Annotated in this window: 11 protein-coding genes and 2 pseudogenes; 5 read left to right on the top strand and 8 right to left on the bottom strand. The window is 50.0% G+C overall.

All coding sequences use genetic code 11. The annotated features are described in order from the left end of the window. Nucleotides 1–132 precede the first annotated feature (132 nt). Nucleotides 133–411: pseudogene (locus tag BLV61_RS11895) on the top strand (integrase core domain-containing protein); the annotation flags it as partial. A gap of 404 nt (nucleotides 412–815) precedes the next feature. Here the strand turns inward: BLV61_RS11895 and BLV61_RS11900 are convergent. Next, nucleotides 816–2,321 carry a hypothetical protein gene (locus BLV61_RS11900; RefSeq protein WP_090465139.1) on the bottom strand — a complete coding sequence of 502 codons (1,506 nt, stop codon included), beginning with the start codon at nucleotides 2,319–2,321 and terminating at the stop codon, nucleotides 816–818. A gap of 364 nt (nucleotides 2,322–2,685) precedes the next feature. On the opposite strand from BLV61_RS11900, the gene BLV61_RS11905 reads away from it, so the two are divergent. From BLV61_RS11905 to BLV61_RS11925, 4 genes and pseudogenes are all read left to right on the top strand, one after another. Next, complete coding sequence (locus BLV61_RS11905) at nucleotides 2,686–3,588, top strand: DUF4747 family protein (RefSeq protein ID WP_090465141.1); 903 nt, start codon at nucleotides 2,686–2,688, stop codon at nucleotides 3,586–3,588. Nucleotides 3,589–3,631: 43 nt separating this feature from the next. Further along, on the top strand, nucleotides 3,632–4,180 hold the full coding sequence (locus BLV61_RS11910; protein ID WP_167361794.1) for a hypothetical protein: 549 nt from the start codon (nucleotides 3,632–3,634) through the stop codon (nucleotides 4,178–4,180). A 44-nt stretch (nucleotides 4,181–4,224) separates the two neighbouring features. Continuing rightward, a pseudogene (locus tag BLV61_RS31610) lies at nucleotides 4,225–4,671 on the top strand (DUF815 domain-containing protein). A 27-nt stretch (nucleotides 4,672–4,698) separates the two neighbouring features. Continuing rightward, nucleotides 4,699–5,100, top strand: coding sequence for a hypothetical protein (locus BLV61_RS11925; protein WP_090465152.1), 402 nt, complete (start codon nucleotides 4,699–4,701; stop codon nucleotides 5,098–5,100). 287 nt (nucleotides 5,101–5,387) lie between these two features. Here BLV61_RS11925 and BLV61_RS11935 read toward each other — a convergent pair whose 3' ends face one another. From BLV61_RS11935 to BLV61_RS31615, 7 genes are all read right to left on the bottom strand, one after another. Next, nucleotides 5,388–6,050 carry a hypothetical protein gene (locus BLV61_RS11935; RefSeq protein ID WP_090465155.1) on the bottom strand — a complete coding sequence of 221 codons (663 nt, stop codon included), beginning with the start codon at nucleotides 6,048–6,050 and terminating at the stop codon, nucleotides 5,388–5,390. Nucleotides 6,051–6,450: 400 nt separating this feature from the next. Continuing rightward, on the bottom strand, nucleotides 6,451–6,660 hold the full coding sequence (locus BLV61_RS11940) for a type II toxin-antitoxin system Phd/YefM family antitoxin (RefSeq protein ID WP_090465158.1): 210 nt from the start codon (nucleotides 6,658–6,660) through the stop codon (nucleotides 6,451–6,453). A gap of 188 nt (nucleotides 6,661–6,848) precedes the next feature. After that, nucleotides 6,849–7,511 carry a hypothetical protein gene (locus tag BLV61_RS11945; RefSeq protein ID WP_236191999.1) on the bottom strand — a complete coding sequence of 221 codons (663 nt, stop codon included), beginning with the start codon at nucleotides 7,509–7,511 and terminating at the stop codon, nucleotides 6,849–6,851. After that, complete coding sequence (locus BLV61_RS30890) at nucleotides 7,490–7,852, bottom strand: hypothetical protein (protein WP_139213627.1); 363 nt, start codon at nucleotides 7,850–7,852, stop codon at nucleotides 7,490–7,492. Before BLV61_RS30890 ends, BLV61_RS11945 begins: the two co-directional genes overlap by 22 nt. A gap of 57 nt (nucleotides 7,853–7,909) precedes the next feature. Then, entirely contained in the window at nucleotides 7,910–8,575 is a 666-nt protein-coding gene (locus tag BLV61_RS11950; protein WP_090465163.1) for an HNH endonuclease, read from the bottom strand. After that, nucleotides 8,575–10,095 carry an AAA family ATPase gene (locus BLV61_RS11955; RefSeq protein WP_090465166.1) on the bottom strand — a complete coding sequence of 507 codons (1,521 nt, stop codon included), beginning with the start codon at nucleotides 10,093–10,095 and terminating at the stop codon, nucleotides 8,575–8,577. Before BLV61_RS11955 ends, BLV61_RS11950 begins: the two co-directional genes overlap by 1 nt. 542 nt (nucleotides 10,096–10,637) lie before the next feature. After that, entirely contained in the window at nucleotides 10,638–15,137 is a 4,500-nt protein-coding gene (locus BLV61_RS31615; RefSeq protein ID WP_244159858.1) for an NACHT domain-containing protein, read from the bottom strand. Nucleotides 15,138–15,227 lie beyond the last annotated feature (90 nt).

Here is a 15,227-nt window from a genome sequence, read left to right on the forward strand (position 1 = left end):
CGGGGTCTGGGGCGGCACCCCAGGGTGTTGATTTTCAGTAAACGTCGGGCTAGCTCACCTATCAAATCTCACACGAGCCACCCGCGCATATATATAGCGCCCGCAGTCAGTCACGGAGCGAGAGCTGCCTCAAGCCGAATCTTTCGCCAGCGGTTGTGGCGATACCGCATGCGCCAGAGCATGAGTCGACGAGGAAACTGCTGGGATAACGCACCGATGGAGCGCGTATTTCGCAGCTTGAAAACAGAATGGATACCGACCGTGGGCTATCGAACTTCGCAGGAAGCACAGCGCGATATCAGCCATTTTTTGATGCATCGCTACAACTGGATTCGGCCTCATCAATTCAACAATGGGTTGGCGCCAGCGCGGGCCGAGGAAAAACTTAACGTCGTGTCCGGGATTAGTTGACCACTACAAATTGAGAGTTTCCTTGTCGAGACAAGCCGCTCTTAACTCCTGAAAGGAGTTAATGATCCCTTTCCCTAATCGCTCGATGAAAGTGCAAGACAGCGACTTTGCTAAGCTCGCAGTAGGTTGATGATGCAAGGTTGATCAGGATGGCAATGGCCAAAGCGTTCAGCGCGTCGTCCCAGGATGACTGCGACCTTGTACATGGCAACGACGGTTGTGCAGGGTGAACGCCGAGTAAACGGTGAGCAGAATGAAAAACTTCATTCAATCTGTTTGGCGTCTGGTGGTCGATGTATCTCGAGTGCTCCGTGCGGGCCTCGCGCTTCTAGACTACTACGACCGTCACAATCCTTAACCAGCCACCCGCCTGAGGCAACTCAGGCGGGTTCTTTTCCAGCGTTTTACTGCTCGGGAGTGCCGAAGGTTGCCTCGAAAAGCGCAAGCTTCTCCTTGAGGAGATCCAGATCCTGGGTATCGAGAATCTTCATGAGCGACTGGTTGATGGTGTTGCTCAAAAGTGCGCGGCCCTTGAACACATCTCCTTGGCCAAGCATGGTGTAAGAGAAATATTCAGCTCGTCCTGCCCAGTACCGATTTGAACCCTCGGGAACATCAAGGTTCCAGTGCTCAAACCGAACGGCTTTCAGGTATTCTTGCAGTCCCCCAGAAATGTTGCCTTGCCCGTACCAGTACGGTTTATAAGGGTTGCTCTTATGAAGTTCGGACAACACCAGTGCCATAGCTCCGAGAGCCAATGACATACTGATATCTTTCTTGAATTCGGCGAAGCTCAGAACTTTGCAAAGCTTACCAAATAGAGGTAGGGCTTTTTCAAATGTGCTGTCATCTATTTTCCGAGCTAGAAGATTGGAATAGAACCACTTAAACTCACCTGCATTATCTCTAAACTGAGACTCACAGGTTTCCGCATCGATCAGCAGGTGCTGCGGTGTAGCGAGTGGCAGCTTTATATAATGCGCCAGTTCGGCAATCAGATACCGTGCTTCGCCAAACGGAGGCTCGTGCTCTATAACGTTTTCGAGGAGTTTTATATTCCCCTCTGTGTGATGATCGTGCTCCAGTCTAGTTAAATAGGTATATAACTGTTCATCTATTGGCAGCCGAACGGTCTCTAGATCTTCGACGCACAGTACACCTTGGATACGGGTTGCCAAGTGATTGATGAGCTGCGTGAACCGTTGCAGGTTTCCTCCGCACTCCACACCGGCTTCCTGAGCGAGCTTCTGGTCTGCGTTGTCCAGTATGGCCCGCATGCCCCCATACACGTTGTTTATGGATGCGAGTCTCTCAAGCGGCATCTCAAAACTGGCATGGCTTTTTATATCGGAGACTAATAGAACCTCTTCCGAAGCACCTTTGAATCCATGGCAGTCGCGCACCTCATAGGATGGGTTATTACTGATCCGTGGAGACGCCAGAAAAGTGAAGAGCTTGCTCTGCTCAGTCTGGAAGCGGTAGAGTGTCTTAAGCACTTTAAGGGTTTTGGTCTTGTCCTCCGAGAAGAACTCAGAAAAACTTCTGCCGAGTAGTGGCAAGGCCTTTTTCTTTATGTTTTTTAGCCTTTCGAAGGCCTCGACCTTGCATTCCTTTCGGATTTCATCTTCAAGTGCTTTGTAAGTTTGGAGGTTCTCTGGAAGCTGCTTGAGATTTCCCAGGTCAAAATCTCCTGGGAACATATTGGCTCTTTCTTCTTCCGTTACTAGGTTGTTAACAATAACGTATAGTTGGCTTACGCTCTCAGGTTGGCCGCCCAGCATCCTACCGCCCACCCGAAGATTTCGATAATCTCGGTGGTGCACGTAGTCATACGAAGCAATTGAGGCGTCATCACCGAATTTAGCTTTAACTTCATCTTCAAACATTTCACGGAAAAGCTCCTTATCCACATCTCACTCCATTTACAGATCGACAGATAGGTAGGATGGCATAATGCCGTACTTTCAGTGTTTGTGCTGCCCTCCGACTGCCCGGCCTGGTGGGCGCAATGAGCACTTTGACTGAGGCGGACTTCATGGCGAAAGGCTCTGTATGCCTGATGGTCGGCTTAGAGCAAGCCGGAAGGGGCGGAACTCGAGTTGAAGCGCAGTGATGAGAGAGAGCCGCCCGGTGCCCGCAGTGCTCTGAGGATGTCGTCCGATCATTCGTTCGTAGAGGGCGGCTACAATGTCATGCTCTGATTTAAGGCGGCCTTGGCCAGGCTAAGGCGCTCTGCTAGGATGGCAAAATGAGATCATTGTCAGGGACGAGAGTATGGCTTCTTTCATTGTTTATAACATTCAGTTGCTGCCCGCTAACACCAAAAACACGAAAGAAGTTGGTGTTGAAGGGTACAAGAAACTCTTCGAGGGGCTGCATGATAAAACCATACAAGCCTTTAAAAATAAAAAACTTACAGATATTTCCTATATCTTGGCGTCGGATACATATTTTGCGCCGCGAAGTACCATATGTGATGATGTGATTGCATATGGTGAGTGGATCAAGTATCACAAAAGCGATTCGGTAGAAGATTTATATTCCAATACGACTCTGTTTCAAGCAGCCAAAGGAACTTTTCCTGTAGCTAATCGGGTTTCATTTGACTACGTATTTGACTACGAAAGTCATAGGATGGCAATTTCAGAGTCAGGTGGACGCCTTCCTAGGCCTTCAGTCTGCAACGAAGCGTTAGAGGAAATATTTTCAAAATTTGCTCTTGAAATTTTCCCGAAGCACGTCCTGAAAATAAACTTGGTTTCCGACCCGACAGAGCTTGAGAGCGTGTTAAGAAACGCTGAGGGTTTCAAGGCTGTGAATACGACCTTAACTTTCCCTAATGGTCACCGTCTAGGCAGGCAACTTCAAGAACTGAAAGATAAAAATGTACATCATTTAAAAGTCGAAGCGACAACCGAGTCTAAAGACTCTGCGATGCCCTCGCTGCCAGACTTCTTGAAGGAAATGGTAGAGGCTTCGGTACATTACGGTAAAACATCGTTGTCTTATATTTTAGAGGCGGGAGGGCGGTTGCATCGATATACAACTTCCAAGTATCCTTTAAAGATCCAGGTTCGGGCCCAGAAGAATGAGCAGCCTGCCCAAATTAGATTGCGGATATTGCAGGCTTTGCGTCAGCTAGGCGGGGCGGCTGAGGGAGAAGGGGATGATATATAGATTCTTAGTCAAGATACCTGTGATCGGCGTGGTCATTAAGATCATGAATGCCTACGCCTACCATGGCGATTTTAATGCAGATAGCCGGTTCGCAAGTCTCTGGGCTTGGATTAAGGCGTATTTTGCGGGTGTACTCGTCTCGGTGGTGTTAGCAGTGTTCCTAACGCCGAGTATTCCTAACATGTTCCTGCCGTACTGTATACACCTCGACTATACCATTACTGTGATGCCAGGTGATCTTGCGACAGGTATCCTGCCGAATCTTCTGGGTTTTGGTATCGGTGTGTATGCATTGGTTTTTGCACTGGATAGGTCGTTGGTTAAGGATCTTCAAGCAACATTTCAAGGGTCTGGGAAGCCCAGTATTCCAGGGTCGGTATTGCTGCTAAATGCCGAAATGGCGTTGCCACTGATTATGCTGATTGCCGCAATTGTAGTAGGCGTTATGCAGAAGGTATTCCCAAGTGGAATTTGGCTTCTTGCCGGTTCTTGGTTTACTTTTTGGCTATCAATATATTTCATACTAGGGCTAGTGCACTCCTTATTTATGATGGTGGATGTCCATCTATCTCAGCGCCTTAAAGATGATTAAGGTGATAGTCACAGCAAGGGGGGGAAGGGGTACACCAGTCGCTTCTGCTACCGGTTCACAATCCAGGCCTGATTTCGTTCAATCAACTGAAAAGCATCGAGCGGCAGAAGCAGTTGATCAGGCAGAACACTCAGCAGTTCATGGATGGAAAACCTGCCAACAATGTGTTGCTGACCGGCTCTGAGGGAACAGACAAGTCATCTCTCGTGAAGCGTGCTTGAGCGAGTACCACTCAAGGCCTCAAGCTCATCGAGATCGACAAGGAAAACATCGGCGATTTGCCAGAGGTTATCGACCTCGTCAGCCGAGAGCCTGGTCGGTTCATTCTCTTCGGGGCCCTCCTTCCTGATCGCGTGCCTGTACCGGGTGTTGTCACGTTATACGCCCGGCACGCCAGTGACCTCGCCGATGGGATTCTGGCAAGACTGCCGAGAGGTGAGCTCACCCGTACCTTGCGAGGATCGCAGTTAGAAGTCGAACTTGGCCTGTGACGTCCACCTGCGGCAGGGAGAAGTGATGTGACGATTGATCATCGACTGCGGAACATGGAGATCGCGAGGCGCAGAGCGCTGTGGGCACTTGCCGATCTACAGCCTGGAGACGCTCGCGCTGAAAAGGCGCTGGCTGAACTCGACGAGGTTGACCAGGGCCTGCAGGATATCGTACGTGGTGATCAGCTCTCCGCCCAGGAGCTCGTCGATGTCGTCACCACGAAGCTCCACAACGGCGTTCAGCTGGTCGCGGAGGACAGCGTCCCCGAGCCATGGCTGCAGCGCTTCCAAGCGGCAAGTGTTGGCTTTACCCGCCTGGCAGAGGGGCCCTATCTGCGCGACTTCGAGAAGTTCGTGGCCTTGTGGCACCAGGAGCTTGAGCACCTGAACGCCCATCGGGCTCACAGTTCTAGTGAAAGGTCGCGATGAAGAGAATGATCCTGTGTATGGCAGAGGCCGGTGAGCCGATCTTGCAGCAGGCTCTCTAAGCCGTCCGGGCCCATCAGAAGGCTGTGGATTAAGGGCGACCAGCCGAGGAGATCGGGAAGGCTCCGTCTTGAGGCTGATCACCTGTGTCAAACCGTCATCGACTACCAGTTGCACGCACTGGGTAGGCTGGTTCAAACCCAGCACTGATAGTCCGGCTGAGTGGTTGGGCCTTGCCGAGCTATGAGGCCGTATTGCCACCAAGTCCTGACTGCCCGGATGAGGGCGGGTCAGGTAGCAAACAAAGCCTTAACTCCATCCTTCAAGAATGACCAGTTGCTGATCACCAGCGAGATAGCTGTGGAAATCAGAATGCTGAGGATGGCCCACTTCACCGTAGCCTTAACCCCTGACTTACCCTCCTCTTGGACAGGTCGAATGATATTTTTATAGATGTGCTCATAACCTTCTGACACCACGCGGATGCTATCGAAATGGCTCTGAATCTCGCGCAGTGGGCCGGACAACGGCTTGAGGAGTTCGTTTGATGCTACGTGTTTGTTGACCTCATCTATCTGACGCTTCGTGTCGCTGATTCGATTGGTCAGGGCGCTGGGATTGAAAGTCAGGATGTTGGTTATGCGCTGATCCAGGGCGACGTATTCCGTTTCAATCTTCTCAGCCAATGCTGCGACGTAGCGATGAGTGTCGTCGTCGACGACGCAGATGATGATTGGCTTGAAGCCATCCTCACCAATTTCCGAGTAGTCGACCACTCCAGCCTGATCGAGCTTGTAAAGCAGGTACTCCAGTGCATTCCAGTTACCTACAAGGCTACCCAGATCAGCCGTGACGTCGGGATTGTCGAAGTCTACGCCCCCTTTTTCGTCCGCATGGCGGATAAGGCAGAGCAGAATTCTGAGCTCTTGCAACGGTGTGATTTGGTCATCCATTGTTGTTGTCATGTAAACCGGTTTACTCAGCTTGCAGAGATGATGGACTGAACCTGTGAGGCTTTCTCTGATCAATGTGAACAGAGCGAACAGGAGTACCCAGGCGCCAGGCCGGTTTATCGCACAACCCGAGTAAAACGCCTAGATGGCTTGGCCTCATCCAACAGGCAGAACCGCCATATTCAGAACGGAACCGCCTGAACAAAGGTCACCATCCTTTATGGGTCAGAAGCGCAAGCGGAGCGCGCCGGCCCATAATGGGCCAAAGGCGAGAGGATGGAAGCCCGATAGGGCCGTAACCTTGCGAATCCAAGGTGCGGTTCACGACAGCCGTCCCCTTAGGGGCGAGCCACCAAGCTTGCGGAATCAAGGAATCCTTGGAGCCCTCGCCACGACTGACTTACAGCGCGGAACCCTCCCAGTTTCTTCGGATTTCTTTGCGGATTTCATTCAGGCCACCAACCGCGCAAGCGTCACGGGGCTTCAGGCGGCACAAGCCTGCAGACACCGGCTTTCCATTCCTGGTGATCACGAACGAGTGCCCCTGCTGCAGGAGCTTCATGATCCTCCGGAAACGCCGCCTCGCCTGGGTCGCACTGATCACCTGCATGCTGAAGCCCTCACTACCGCAAATGGGGTTAAGGTGGCCAGCTCTTCAGCCGCCCCCCCCCCGTTCACTTACATGTCGGGATGCACGTCGTCGAAGAAATTGAAGTCCAGCTCGAACTCCAAGTTGCCGAACCGGGCCAGCAGGTCAGCCCGCAGGGCTCCCTCGGCATACGGCTCAACGTCCACCCATTAGCTGTAGATCATCCCGTCATCCGAGGTGTTCGCGGTCACTTCCGCGTCTGCCAGAAGCTCCGCATCCTCCAGCGATATCTTCAGCTCATTGGCCAGCGCTTGCGCCATGCTCATGCTCATGCTCATGCTCATGCTCGGACGGTGCTCCTCGCTTTCAGCGGCCTGCTGCTGCGCCATGTACTTCCATTCATCCCTGCGATCACGATCTGCATCCGTTTCGCTACTGGTGATGGAAACACCGTCTTCACCGAGCGACCACTTGCAGTCGCGGCGAATCAGCTCAACCTCGGTCTGAAGGAGCTTGAGCACGCCTGTCGCATCCTCATACGTGGCAGACTCCACCTCGTATTCACCGATAGAAAACTCACTGGCGTTGGTCTCGGCCATCGCGCCGGACAGCATGTGCTCCAGCTCCTGATCCAGCTCGGAGAACACATCGTCCTCGTGGATCGCGTCCTTGAAGTCACGCACGCCAAAGACGGCGAGCATCAAACGCGGATCCGTGGGGCTTCGCTGGGCGACGACTTTGAGCTCGTGGTAATCCTCGAACCCTGCATGACGCGCGAGTGCTTCTTGGGCAGCCGAAAGCTTCATGTCGTGTTGGCGAGCATGCTGCTTGGCTTGCGATTTGAAAATGCTTATAGGGGAAAAATCAGACATAGCAGTGTCACCAAAACCATCGACGCTTTGGGTACCGATTGCCGGTTCACCGGGCAGCGTCTAGTTAGGGACATGCCGATGTAAAACGAGAGGGTGTATCTACGATGGGCTATTGCTTCGCGAAACAGGCGCCAGGCGACCATCACCGCCTGGCTGGAATCATAGGTTAGGAAAATCTGCTTCGCAATAGCCTTCGGAACGGCGATCACCAACCCGCTTTCGCTGGATGCAGCTAGAGGAGTTGTTCGGATGTAGGCAATGATCGCAACAGGAGCGCCTGCCCACGATGGGCCGAAAGTAATTTTTTCTGATCTTCCTGGTAGAGTGCTCAGATCGCCCATAGGGGCGATCATTTTTTTCCGGAAACGCCCTCATGCTGCCTAGAAAAATTGAAATGTTCAGGGTGCAAAATTTTCAGCAAAATCTGGATTAATGGTGAAATTTATTGTGCCAAGAAATTTTGATATTTCTTGGGGGGTTGCATCGGGCGCACAACTATTCAGAAAATCACTAACCTTCTTGGTTATAGCATAACTAAAATCTTTCCATTCACCATACTCATACGAAAACCTCAGCAGGTTACACATAATAAACGTCTCTCTGCCCTTGTGCTTGTCCTTTGGCATGTATATAACTTTGCCCGAGAAGTGTGCGATCTCCATGTGATCCTCATACTTATCGTAGTGAGGGTGTATGATTTTGTAGGACTCTTTATCTCTAGGGTAAAACGCTTGTGGTCTAAGCGCACCAGTCAGCACATCTTGGTCGAGCTTACTTAGATTGCATTCCTTACATGCAAGAGCAAGGTTTTCTGGCTCAAACAAAAATCTAGGATGTGCTGATTTTGCAATAATGTGCTCCACATCCCAGCTCAACCCGTGGTTTTCTCTCTTCAGCATTCGACAATAGGCGCATTTATAGCCTTGTTGTTGCAGATAGTGTTTCCGAATTGATGCTCTGAGCGGAAGCATGGGCCCAGTGGTCTCGTTCCATATCTTATGGCTTGTCCCATCGTACTTGTTAATGTAGTCGGAATCGTCCACGCTAAAGACTATCGGCTTCATCAGTATAGTGTCCCAAGCTGGCTGATCAGATGATAAACCGGATCTACATCACTCATTTTGCTCTGGAGCTTAAACAATCTCACTGCCGTTTCCCTATCATCCTCATTAAAATCCTCTCGCTTAGCGATTTTTGTGAGAAGTATGAGAACAGTTCGCAATAAGTATTCATTGTTCTGCCCTGGCGACTGGAATATCTCTGCGAGCTGGAAGTCTGCAGATCTCTTTGCATACTCATAGGGCTTATAAAGCCTTCCCTCTTCGAGACTTAACACATATCCATTATCAGTCACGAGACCTGAAACTAATTGAGGTGAGTGCGTTGCAATGATGAAGTGGCAACCATGATAATCAGCAAAAACTTCTTGAAGCTGCTTTACTAAACTGCTCTGCCATTGCGGATGAAGGCTTATTTCCGGTTCGTCAATACAGATTAATGAGCCGTTTTGAATAGAGCCAGCGATGCCCAGCATCATCGTAAGCATACATTGCTGGCCCGAGCTTGCTTGGCTTAGCCGCAGTCGGGACTTGTTGATTCTTTTCAGTAGCGTTATATCGTATATCTTTATAATCCCAAATCTTAAAAGTACTGACAGATCACTGAGCAGATCGTGACCAGTTCCAACCTCTAAATCCCAGAGATAAATTTCTAGGTGGGATTTTTTTTGGCGCTTTAATGTGTCAAAGAATTTATATTTGTGGTCGTCTTCATAAGGAAGATAACTGAATTCATCCGATAGAAAATCAATAATCTCCGGGGTACAGGTGAAATATATTTCTTCCTTCTCTTCATCCAGCAACTTATTAAATTGCTTAATATCAAAAGCTAGCTTTACATCTAGATAGGGTGCGAATCCAAGATATTCGAATATATTAGAAAGCCTGTATGCGTTTTGCTGCCCCTTCATAACACCGTCTATTAATGAAGAAAGACTACTGGGTACGCCGCTCCCATTCGGTCGATCTGATCCGATATAGCTATACTTAATGCCACTAGGCTTTTTCTTGGATTGGCCCAAACTCGGAAATCGGTCATGCCGCCCTGTTGATACTGCGATAACATGTGTAGGACAAACAGCAGACCCTATAGAAAGCCGTACATCTTCGTCGTGTTGAGTATTTATTGATTGGGCAAATTTTTGTGGAACGAAATAGAGACTTGAAACCTCTTTGACTTCACTTAATGGTATCTGGCGAGGCCAATTATACAATCCTGAAGATTCCGGAGTTTTCGGATAGTCTCGGACTTGAACGGGTGCATTAAAGTGCTCAGTGAATGTACCTGTATACCTCGACGGGTCTTCAGGTGCGCTGATGAAGTGAGACGTCAAAGCTTCTGAATAAGGCCTATCTTGCCTTGCGAACACATAGGTACTAACGATTTTTCTTAATAGCCGACTTTTCCCAGCAGCGTTTTGGCCTACGACCATCGTAAATGTGTTGTCCGTCCATTCACTTGTTGGGCTATCGCTCAAAGACACTCTTTTTCCATCAGCCAAGACGGACTCTATTTGAAACCGCATTAAAGATGATCCTTATCTACAGTCGAGCGGTGCTTGAAACCAACTATGGAGCCAGCCCCTAAGGGGGCCTCAATCGTGTCGTCATCAAGCAACGGGGAGTTTCAGAAAGAGGCAATATGCCAGCTTGCCTACCGCGCCGCCAGTGGGTCGTTATTCAAGCGCTATTCGGGCCTCTGTGGATAAGTCGCATCTTCTAGGTTGCCCGACGGGGAAGTGAGACCGGTCAGGACGCTCATCACTGCAAAGCGGGTGTTGGGAGATGTCCAGGCTCAGCAGTCAGCAAGCCAGTTCTTTACATGTCAGGATGGATTTCGTCTAAAAAGCTCCCTTCACTTCGATGCCCTAGGTGCCAAACCGGGCTAACGGATCTGCTCGCAGATTTACCTTGGCATACGACTCAACTTCCCCCTAATAGCTAGAGATAATCCTGTAATCCGAGGTCTTCGCTGTTACTTCCGCGTCTGCCAGAAGCTCTGACGTCGTCAAGGGGGATCCGAAATTCACTCACCAGCGACTGCGCCATGCTTCTGCGGGCATTTCAGCTACAACTTTACTGAAACATACCGTTTTGATTCCCCCCTAGCCCAGTCATCGCTCCATTGAAGCATTTGTGGCTTGCCACGCTCGTGCCACACCACGCCTTCTGAGCGTCGCCGAGATGCATTTGTGTTTTCACCGCCAGGCCAAGCGCTACGTTCCGTGACAAAGATCCATACGCAAGCGAGCCCATCTTCCTTCAGGAATGTCTGGAAAAGCTGTTGGTCTATGAACGCGTGGGAGCCATCACCTAGGCTTCTGCCGCAAACGAAGCGAGTTTCCCCAGCATGATCCACATAAATATTTGCATTTTCAGGATCAGGCTTTAGGTTGAGCCGCTGGGCGAGCCAAGGCGCTGGTATCAAAGCTTGAGCGCCTTCGGGCATTGAGACATCCAGATGTGGTTCCCAGTAGTGACGAAAGCATGGGTAAGCGACCTCTACCTCACCCAAGTCGTGAAAGTAGTATATTGACCACTGCTCTTGAGCCCATGTGGAGCGCCATGGCGCCTCTCTGAGATAACCATCGTTGGTGAAATCGCGTGCAGTCCATGAGTCCACGTCCAACCTTTGCTTCGTCCGGATGTAATCGAGAAGCTGCTGTTCGTCTTTTTGTTTAACGACTACTGGCAATAGGAAGCGCCACTGTGCCTGCCTGGAGCCATGCTCCCGACCTTGCCTCTCTTTGTATCGCTCGGTTACTGAACGATGTTCGTGCAAGACTACCCACGTTCCTCCGGTTAAATCGTCACGGCTAACTAGGTTCATGATGCCGGTTGAAGGTTCCTCTTCAAAAGGCCATTTCCCCACATCCGCTTCGAGAGTCTCTTGAATTGATATCTCAAATTTCTCAACCGAAGGGTATTGTCTTTGGGAGCGACTGCGCTCGTCAGCAAGCAAAATGGTTGGATCGATTTCTCGATGAGTACCGATGTCCAATGGGTAGGCATACCGACGCGATCCCTGCTCAGTCCTTTCCGACAACCATCTGTTGTCGGCCAGGCTGCAGAGAAGCTCATCAAGAGCAAGCCGTTGGTATTTTTTCCCTATGCGCTCAACTAACGGCCGATCACGACTGTAGTCATGGCGAAGGCTCCGATCATGTGGAAACAGCTTTTTCGTCCAGCCCAACCCATAGGCCCGCTTGGCAACCCAGCGCTTTGCCGCATTTATGTCGATATGAGGTAGCTGCTCGCGGTCATTTCTCGAGGACTTGAAGCGTTTTTTATACTCTTTCTTGTATCTAACCTGCTCATCAGGGCTCAAAATCTCAAGTAATAGGTTTTCTGCTCTCGTGAAGTTTCTTGAGCGTTCCTCTAAGTCTTGCTCAGAAAGATTGAGCCTGAGATCTCTGAAGTGATTAGGACTAAAATCACGCATCAACTTCAGGACGTCAGTCCTTAAGTCGCAGTGGTTGATCACCTCAGCCTCGAACCGCTCATATATCTCGGTAGCGCTCAGAGGCTCAGGCGAAACCAGCGGTACGTTCAAGAATGAACTGACCCTGGGTTGGATTTCATAGCTTGCAAAATCGCCGCCCCAACCAGTGCAAGAATCCAAGATTTGGGAGTCCCCAGCCCGCTTTGCAACCTTCTCGAGGGCCTCTTCGGACACGGAAAGCCTGATGGTTTTGGAGTGATAAGGCGGCATTGCTTTCACGATATCAACTTGCTCGGGCAAGTGACCATTTAGCAACGCGAGCTCAATAATACCTAATGCACTGTCCCTGAGAATCATGGCCAGCGGTACATCCTCTCTGTCAAAAACCTCTCTATTCGCGATCTCAGAATAGTTGTGTAGTCGATGCGGCTCTGGATCGATGCAGCACGCTCCATAGGCTGCAGTGTGCAGGCGCTCAAGGACGTAGAGATCGTCGACATGGGCAAAGTCCATGCAAAGCATCCCATACAAGCTGGGGTTCCAAATCATGAGAGACGTGAGCGCCTTGGTGGCTTTGTCTCGAAGCTCTCGATTGGAGCTTGCGAAAAACCAGGTCAGGGTAATTGCGCAGAGATACTGAATATCTGAATCAGTTTGCTCGCTCTGCTCAAAGGCACTCCACTCAATCAATCGCTGGGCAGTGTTTTCCTCGTCCATGGGCATGCTGTTTAGCTGAATAGTCCACGACGCATCCCGTTTGGCCATGCTCTGAGCAGCTAGCCGGTTGTGTAAGGATTTCGCATTCCATGGGTGGCCGGCGCTTGCACTCACTTGAAGGATGATATCGAAGTGCTCTTCGTTTTTTGAGAGGAAATAATTGAAAAGCTCAAGTGTACGGTTGCTGAAGGATTCGTTGGCTCGCCACCGCAGGCTTTCAACGAATGCACTGCCAACAGAGTGTTCATTTGCCCAGTGATCTACGCCACCAGGCATCACGTCTAGAAGCTCCTTTTGGAAACGTTCAGGTAGCTGTACGGAGAGAGCCTCCGTCAACCCGGCCCACTCGTAATGAAGCCGTTTACCATTGTGAATGAATTGAAGCGAACCGCTTTTCAGCGCTTGAGCAGGGTCTTTAACTTCGTCCAAGAGCCCCGAAGCCATCAAGTAGTCTTGTAACCTCTGAAAGCTAAATCGAACAACGTCCTCAGTTGTATCGAACGGATCAGCATCTTTGCTGTTTGGGTTTGGATCCATCCGGAACAACCCGTTTCGCTGAAGCACCTCAAACCATGTTGTTCCTAGTGGAGCTGGAAAGGCGTGAAATTTTTCAGCAACAATTTTTATCGCATCAGAGTGCTGAACATAGTCGCTACGTTTCATCGCCATTTGTGTGGCAATTGCAGAAAGTGCGTGGTTGGTTGGTTTGACAAGATCGTCACTGCCGTCCCTTCCTGCACCTAGGTTTCGAGCAATACTTTTCAGGTAAAAGGAGAATACCTGTTTCGTACCTGTTAGCCCTCTGGGGAACCACTTTTGATTCTCTCTCTCGAGAGCAATGCAGGCACTTCTTAAAAATAACGGATTGATAAACTCGGCAGCTAACCAAGGAGTGTTTGGCTGTGAAATTCCTCGTTTTTTAAGATACATGCGTGCTGCGTGAGCTCGCTCTTCAGGAGTGGTAAAGCCGCGAACGTAAAATGAAGGCACAGCCTCCTTGAGAGTAGCGGGTATAACGTATTGCGTATACTCCGTCCGACAGCTAAACACGACAACCAAGTTTTTATACTTTTCGATCCTGCCGATAAACTCTGCAAGCTCCTTACGCCAAAGAGTTATGCCCGCCCCCTCATTTAAAGCATCAATCAAAATCAAGCCACGCTTACGCGTAGCTTCTGCTGCAGCACTCAGTGCCTGAAGTAAGACGTCGGAATCGGTATCACCGAGCCCCAACCTGTTAGTAACTTGCCCCCAGACAGTGTCATTATTTAGGTGCTGCCCCAGTATCAGAATCGCTACTCTTCCGTCTGATATAGCTTGCTGAGCAATGTTGCCGAGTAAGTGAGACTTTCCTATTCCTGCTTCCCCGAAGAGAAAAAAACGGCGGCTAGGTTCTGCAGAGAGATACCTGTCCTGAAGTGATGATCTGAACACGTAACATGCATCACTCAGCTCGCTTATCTGATGCTGTAGATAGTCTAAAGAATGGTCGCTGGACGTTTTTTTCTTTCGCATTTCCTCCTTTGTGTCCCAAGCGACTCTTTGCAGGGAATGGACGTCGTCCGAGATACTTTCAACATGCCCAAGACACTCCTCAAGCGGCCAAGCAAGCCAGGCGTCAGAGGTGAATCTTTGCCTCAGCTCTCTAAGCCTATCCACATTGGAGGTGATGTTTTCTATTAAGGGGATACTAGCCTTCCCCAATAACTTCACCACATTGGTTATTTTGACCAAAGCAGAAATTTTATCGATCTTGGCCTGAAGCTCGGAAAGGATCCCTTGGTCATGAAGGATTATTTTGAATAACCTTTCAATCCCGACCTCCACATGATCGTCTGGATGATATCTCTCGTCGAGAGACTTAACGGCCCATTCAACTTTTTCTGAAAACCAATTTGTTGAGAACTCAACATCACCAAACCAGTACCTTTTTAGTCCTTCGGCACTCGGAAGTGTCAGTCGATTAGTAAGGTCTGAGGCTGTCCAGGGAATGAATTCTACCGTATGCCCCAATGGTACATATGATGCCCATGTTTCTTTATGAGTTTCCCAATGCTCCCAGCCTCTTTTCCCGCTATTTTTTTTCCCGGTCTTATCAGTCAGATCGCAAGCTAAGGCCACAACATATTTGGTCAATGACGGATGTGACTGCAGGGCCCGTTGAACGGAGTCGTCAATATTGGCCCAATCAATTTCACCTGTTTTTAAATAGTATTTGGCTTGGTATCCAATCTTGCTTCCGTCACTACGCAACCAGTAGGCCTCGATACCCCCGTCCCCCCCAGCCCCTTCTATTCGCCTAAATTCCGCATCAGCGGCTGGTGGTTCGCGCCGTGCGAGCTGGCAAACGAGTTCTTCGAAAGCGAGGCGTTGCCCTGAATCCTTGCCCCTAATGCGTCTGTAATCCATGGTTTGTCCGTAACGAAAAGCTGGTAGTCATACTGGCAGAATGCCTAGAGTGTACCGTCTTGCGAGCAGCCAGGATTGTTCGTTTCGCGG

Origin of the sequence: Pseudomonas mohnii (assembly GCF_900105115.1) — a bacterium.
Taxonomy (GTDB): Bacteria; Pseudomonadota; Gammaproteobacteria; order Pseudomonadales; family Pseudomonadaceae; genus Aquipseudomonas; species Aquipseudomonas mohnii.

Bases quoted from the DNA above. Each gene is read 5' to 3' on its own strand.
- BLV61_RS11905 (WP_090465141.1), top strand. From the start codon at position 2,686: ATGGCTTCTTTCATTGTTTATAACATTCAGTTGCTGCCCGCTAACACC.
- BLV61_RS11910 (WP_167361794.1), top strand. From the start codon at position 3,632: ATGAATGCCTACGCCTACCATGGCGATTTTAATGCAGATAGCCGGTTC.
- BLV61_RS11935 (WP_090465155.1), bottom strand. From the start codon at position 6,050: ATGGATGACCAAATCACACCGTTGCAAGAGCTCAGAATTCTGCTCTGC.
- BLV61_RS11940 (WP_090465158.1), bottom strand. From the start codon at position 6,660: ATGCAGGTGATCAGTGCGACCCAGGCGAGGCGGCGTTTCCGGAGGATC.
- BLV61_RS11945 (WP_236191999.1), bottom strand. From the start codon at position 7,511: ATGTCTGATTTTTCCCCTATAAGCATTTTCAAATCGCAAGCCAAGCAG.
- BLV61_RS30890 (WP_139213627.1), bottom strand. From the start codon at position 7,852: ATGGGCGATCTGAGCACTCTACCAGGAAGATCAGAAAAAATTACTTTC.
- BLV61_RS11950 (WP_090465163.1), bottom strand. From the start codon at position 8,575: ATGAAGCCGATAGTCTTTAGCGTGGACGATTCCGACTACATTAACAAG.
- BLV61_RS11955 (WP_090465166.1), bottom strand. From the start codon at position 10,095: ATGCGGTTTCAAATAGAGTCCGTCTTGGCTGATGGAAAAAGAGTGTCT.
- BLV61_RS31615 (WP_244159858.1), bottom strand. From the start codon at position 15,137: ATGGATTACAGACGCATTAGGGGCAAGGATTCAGGGCAACGCCTCGCT.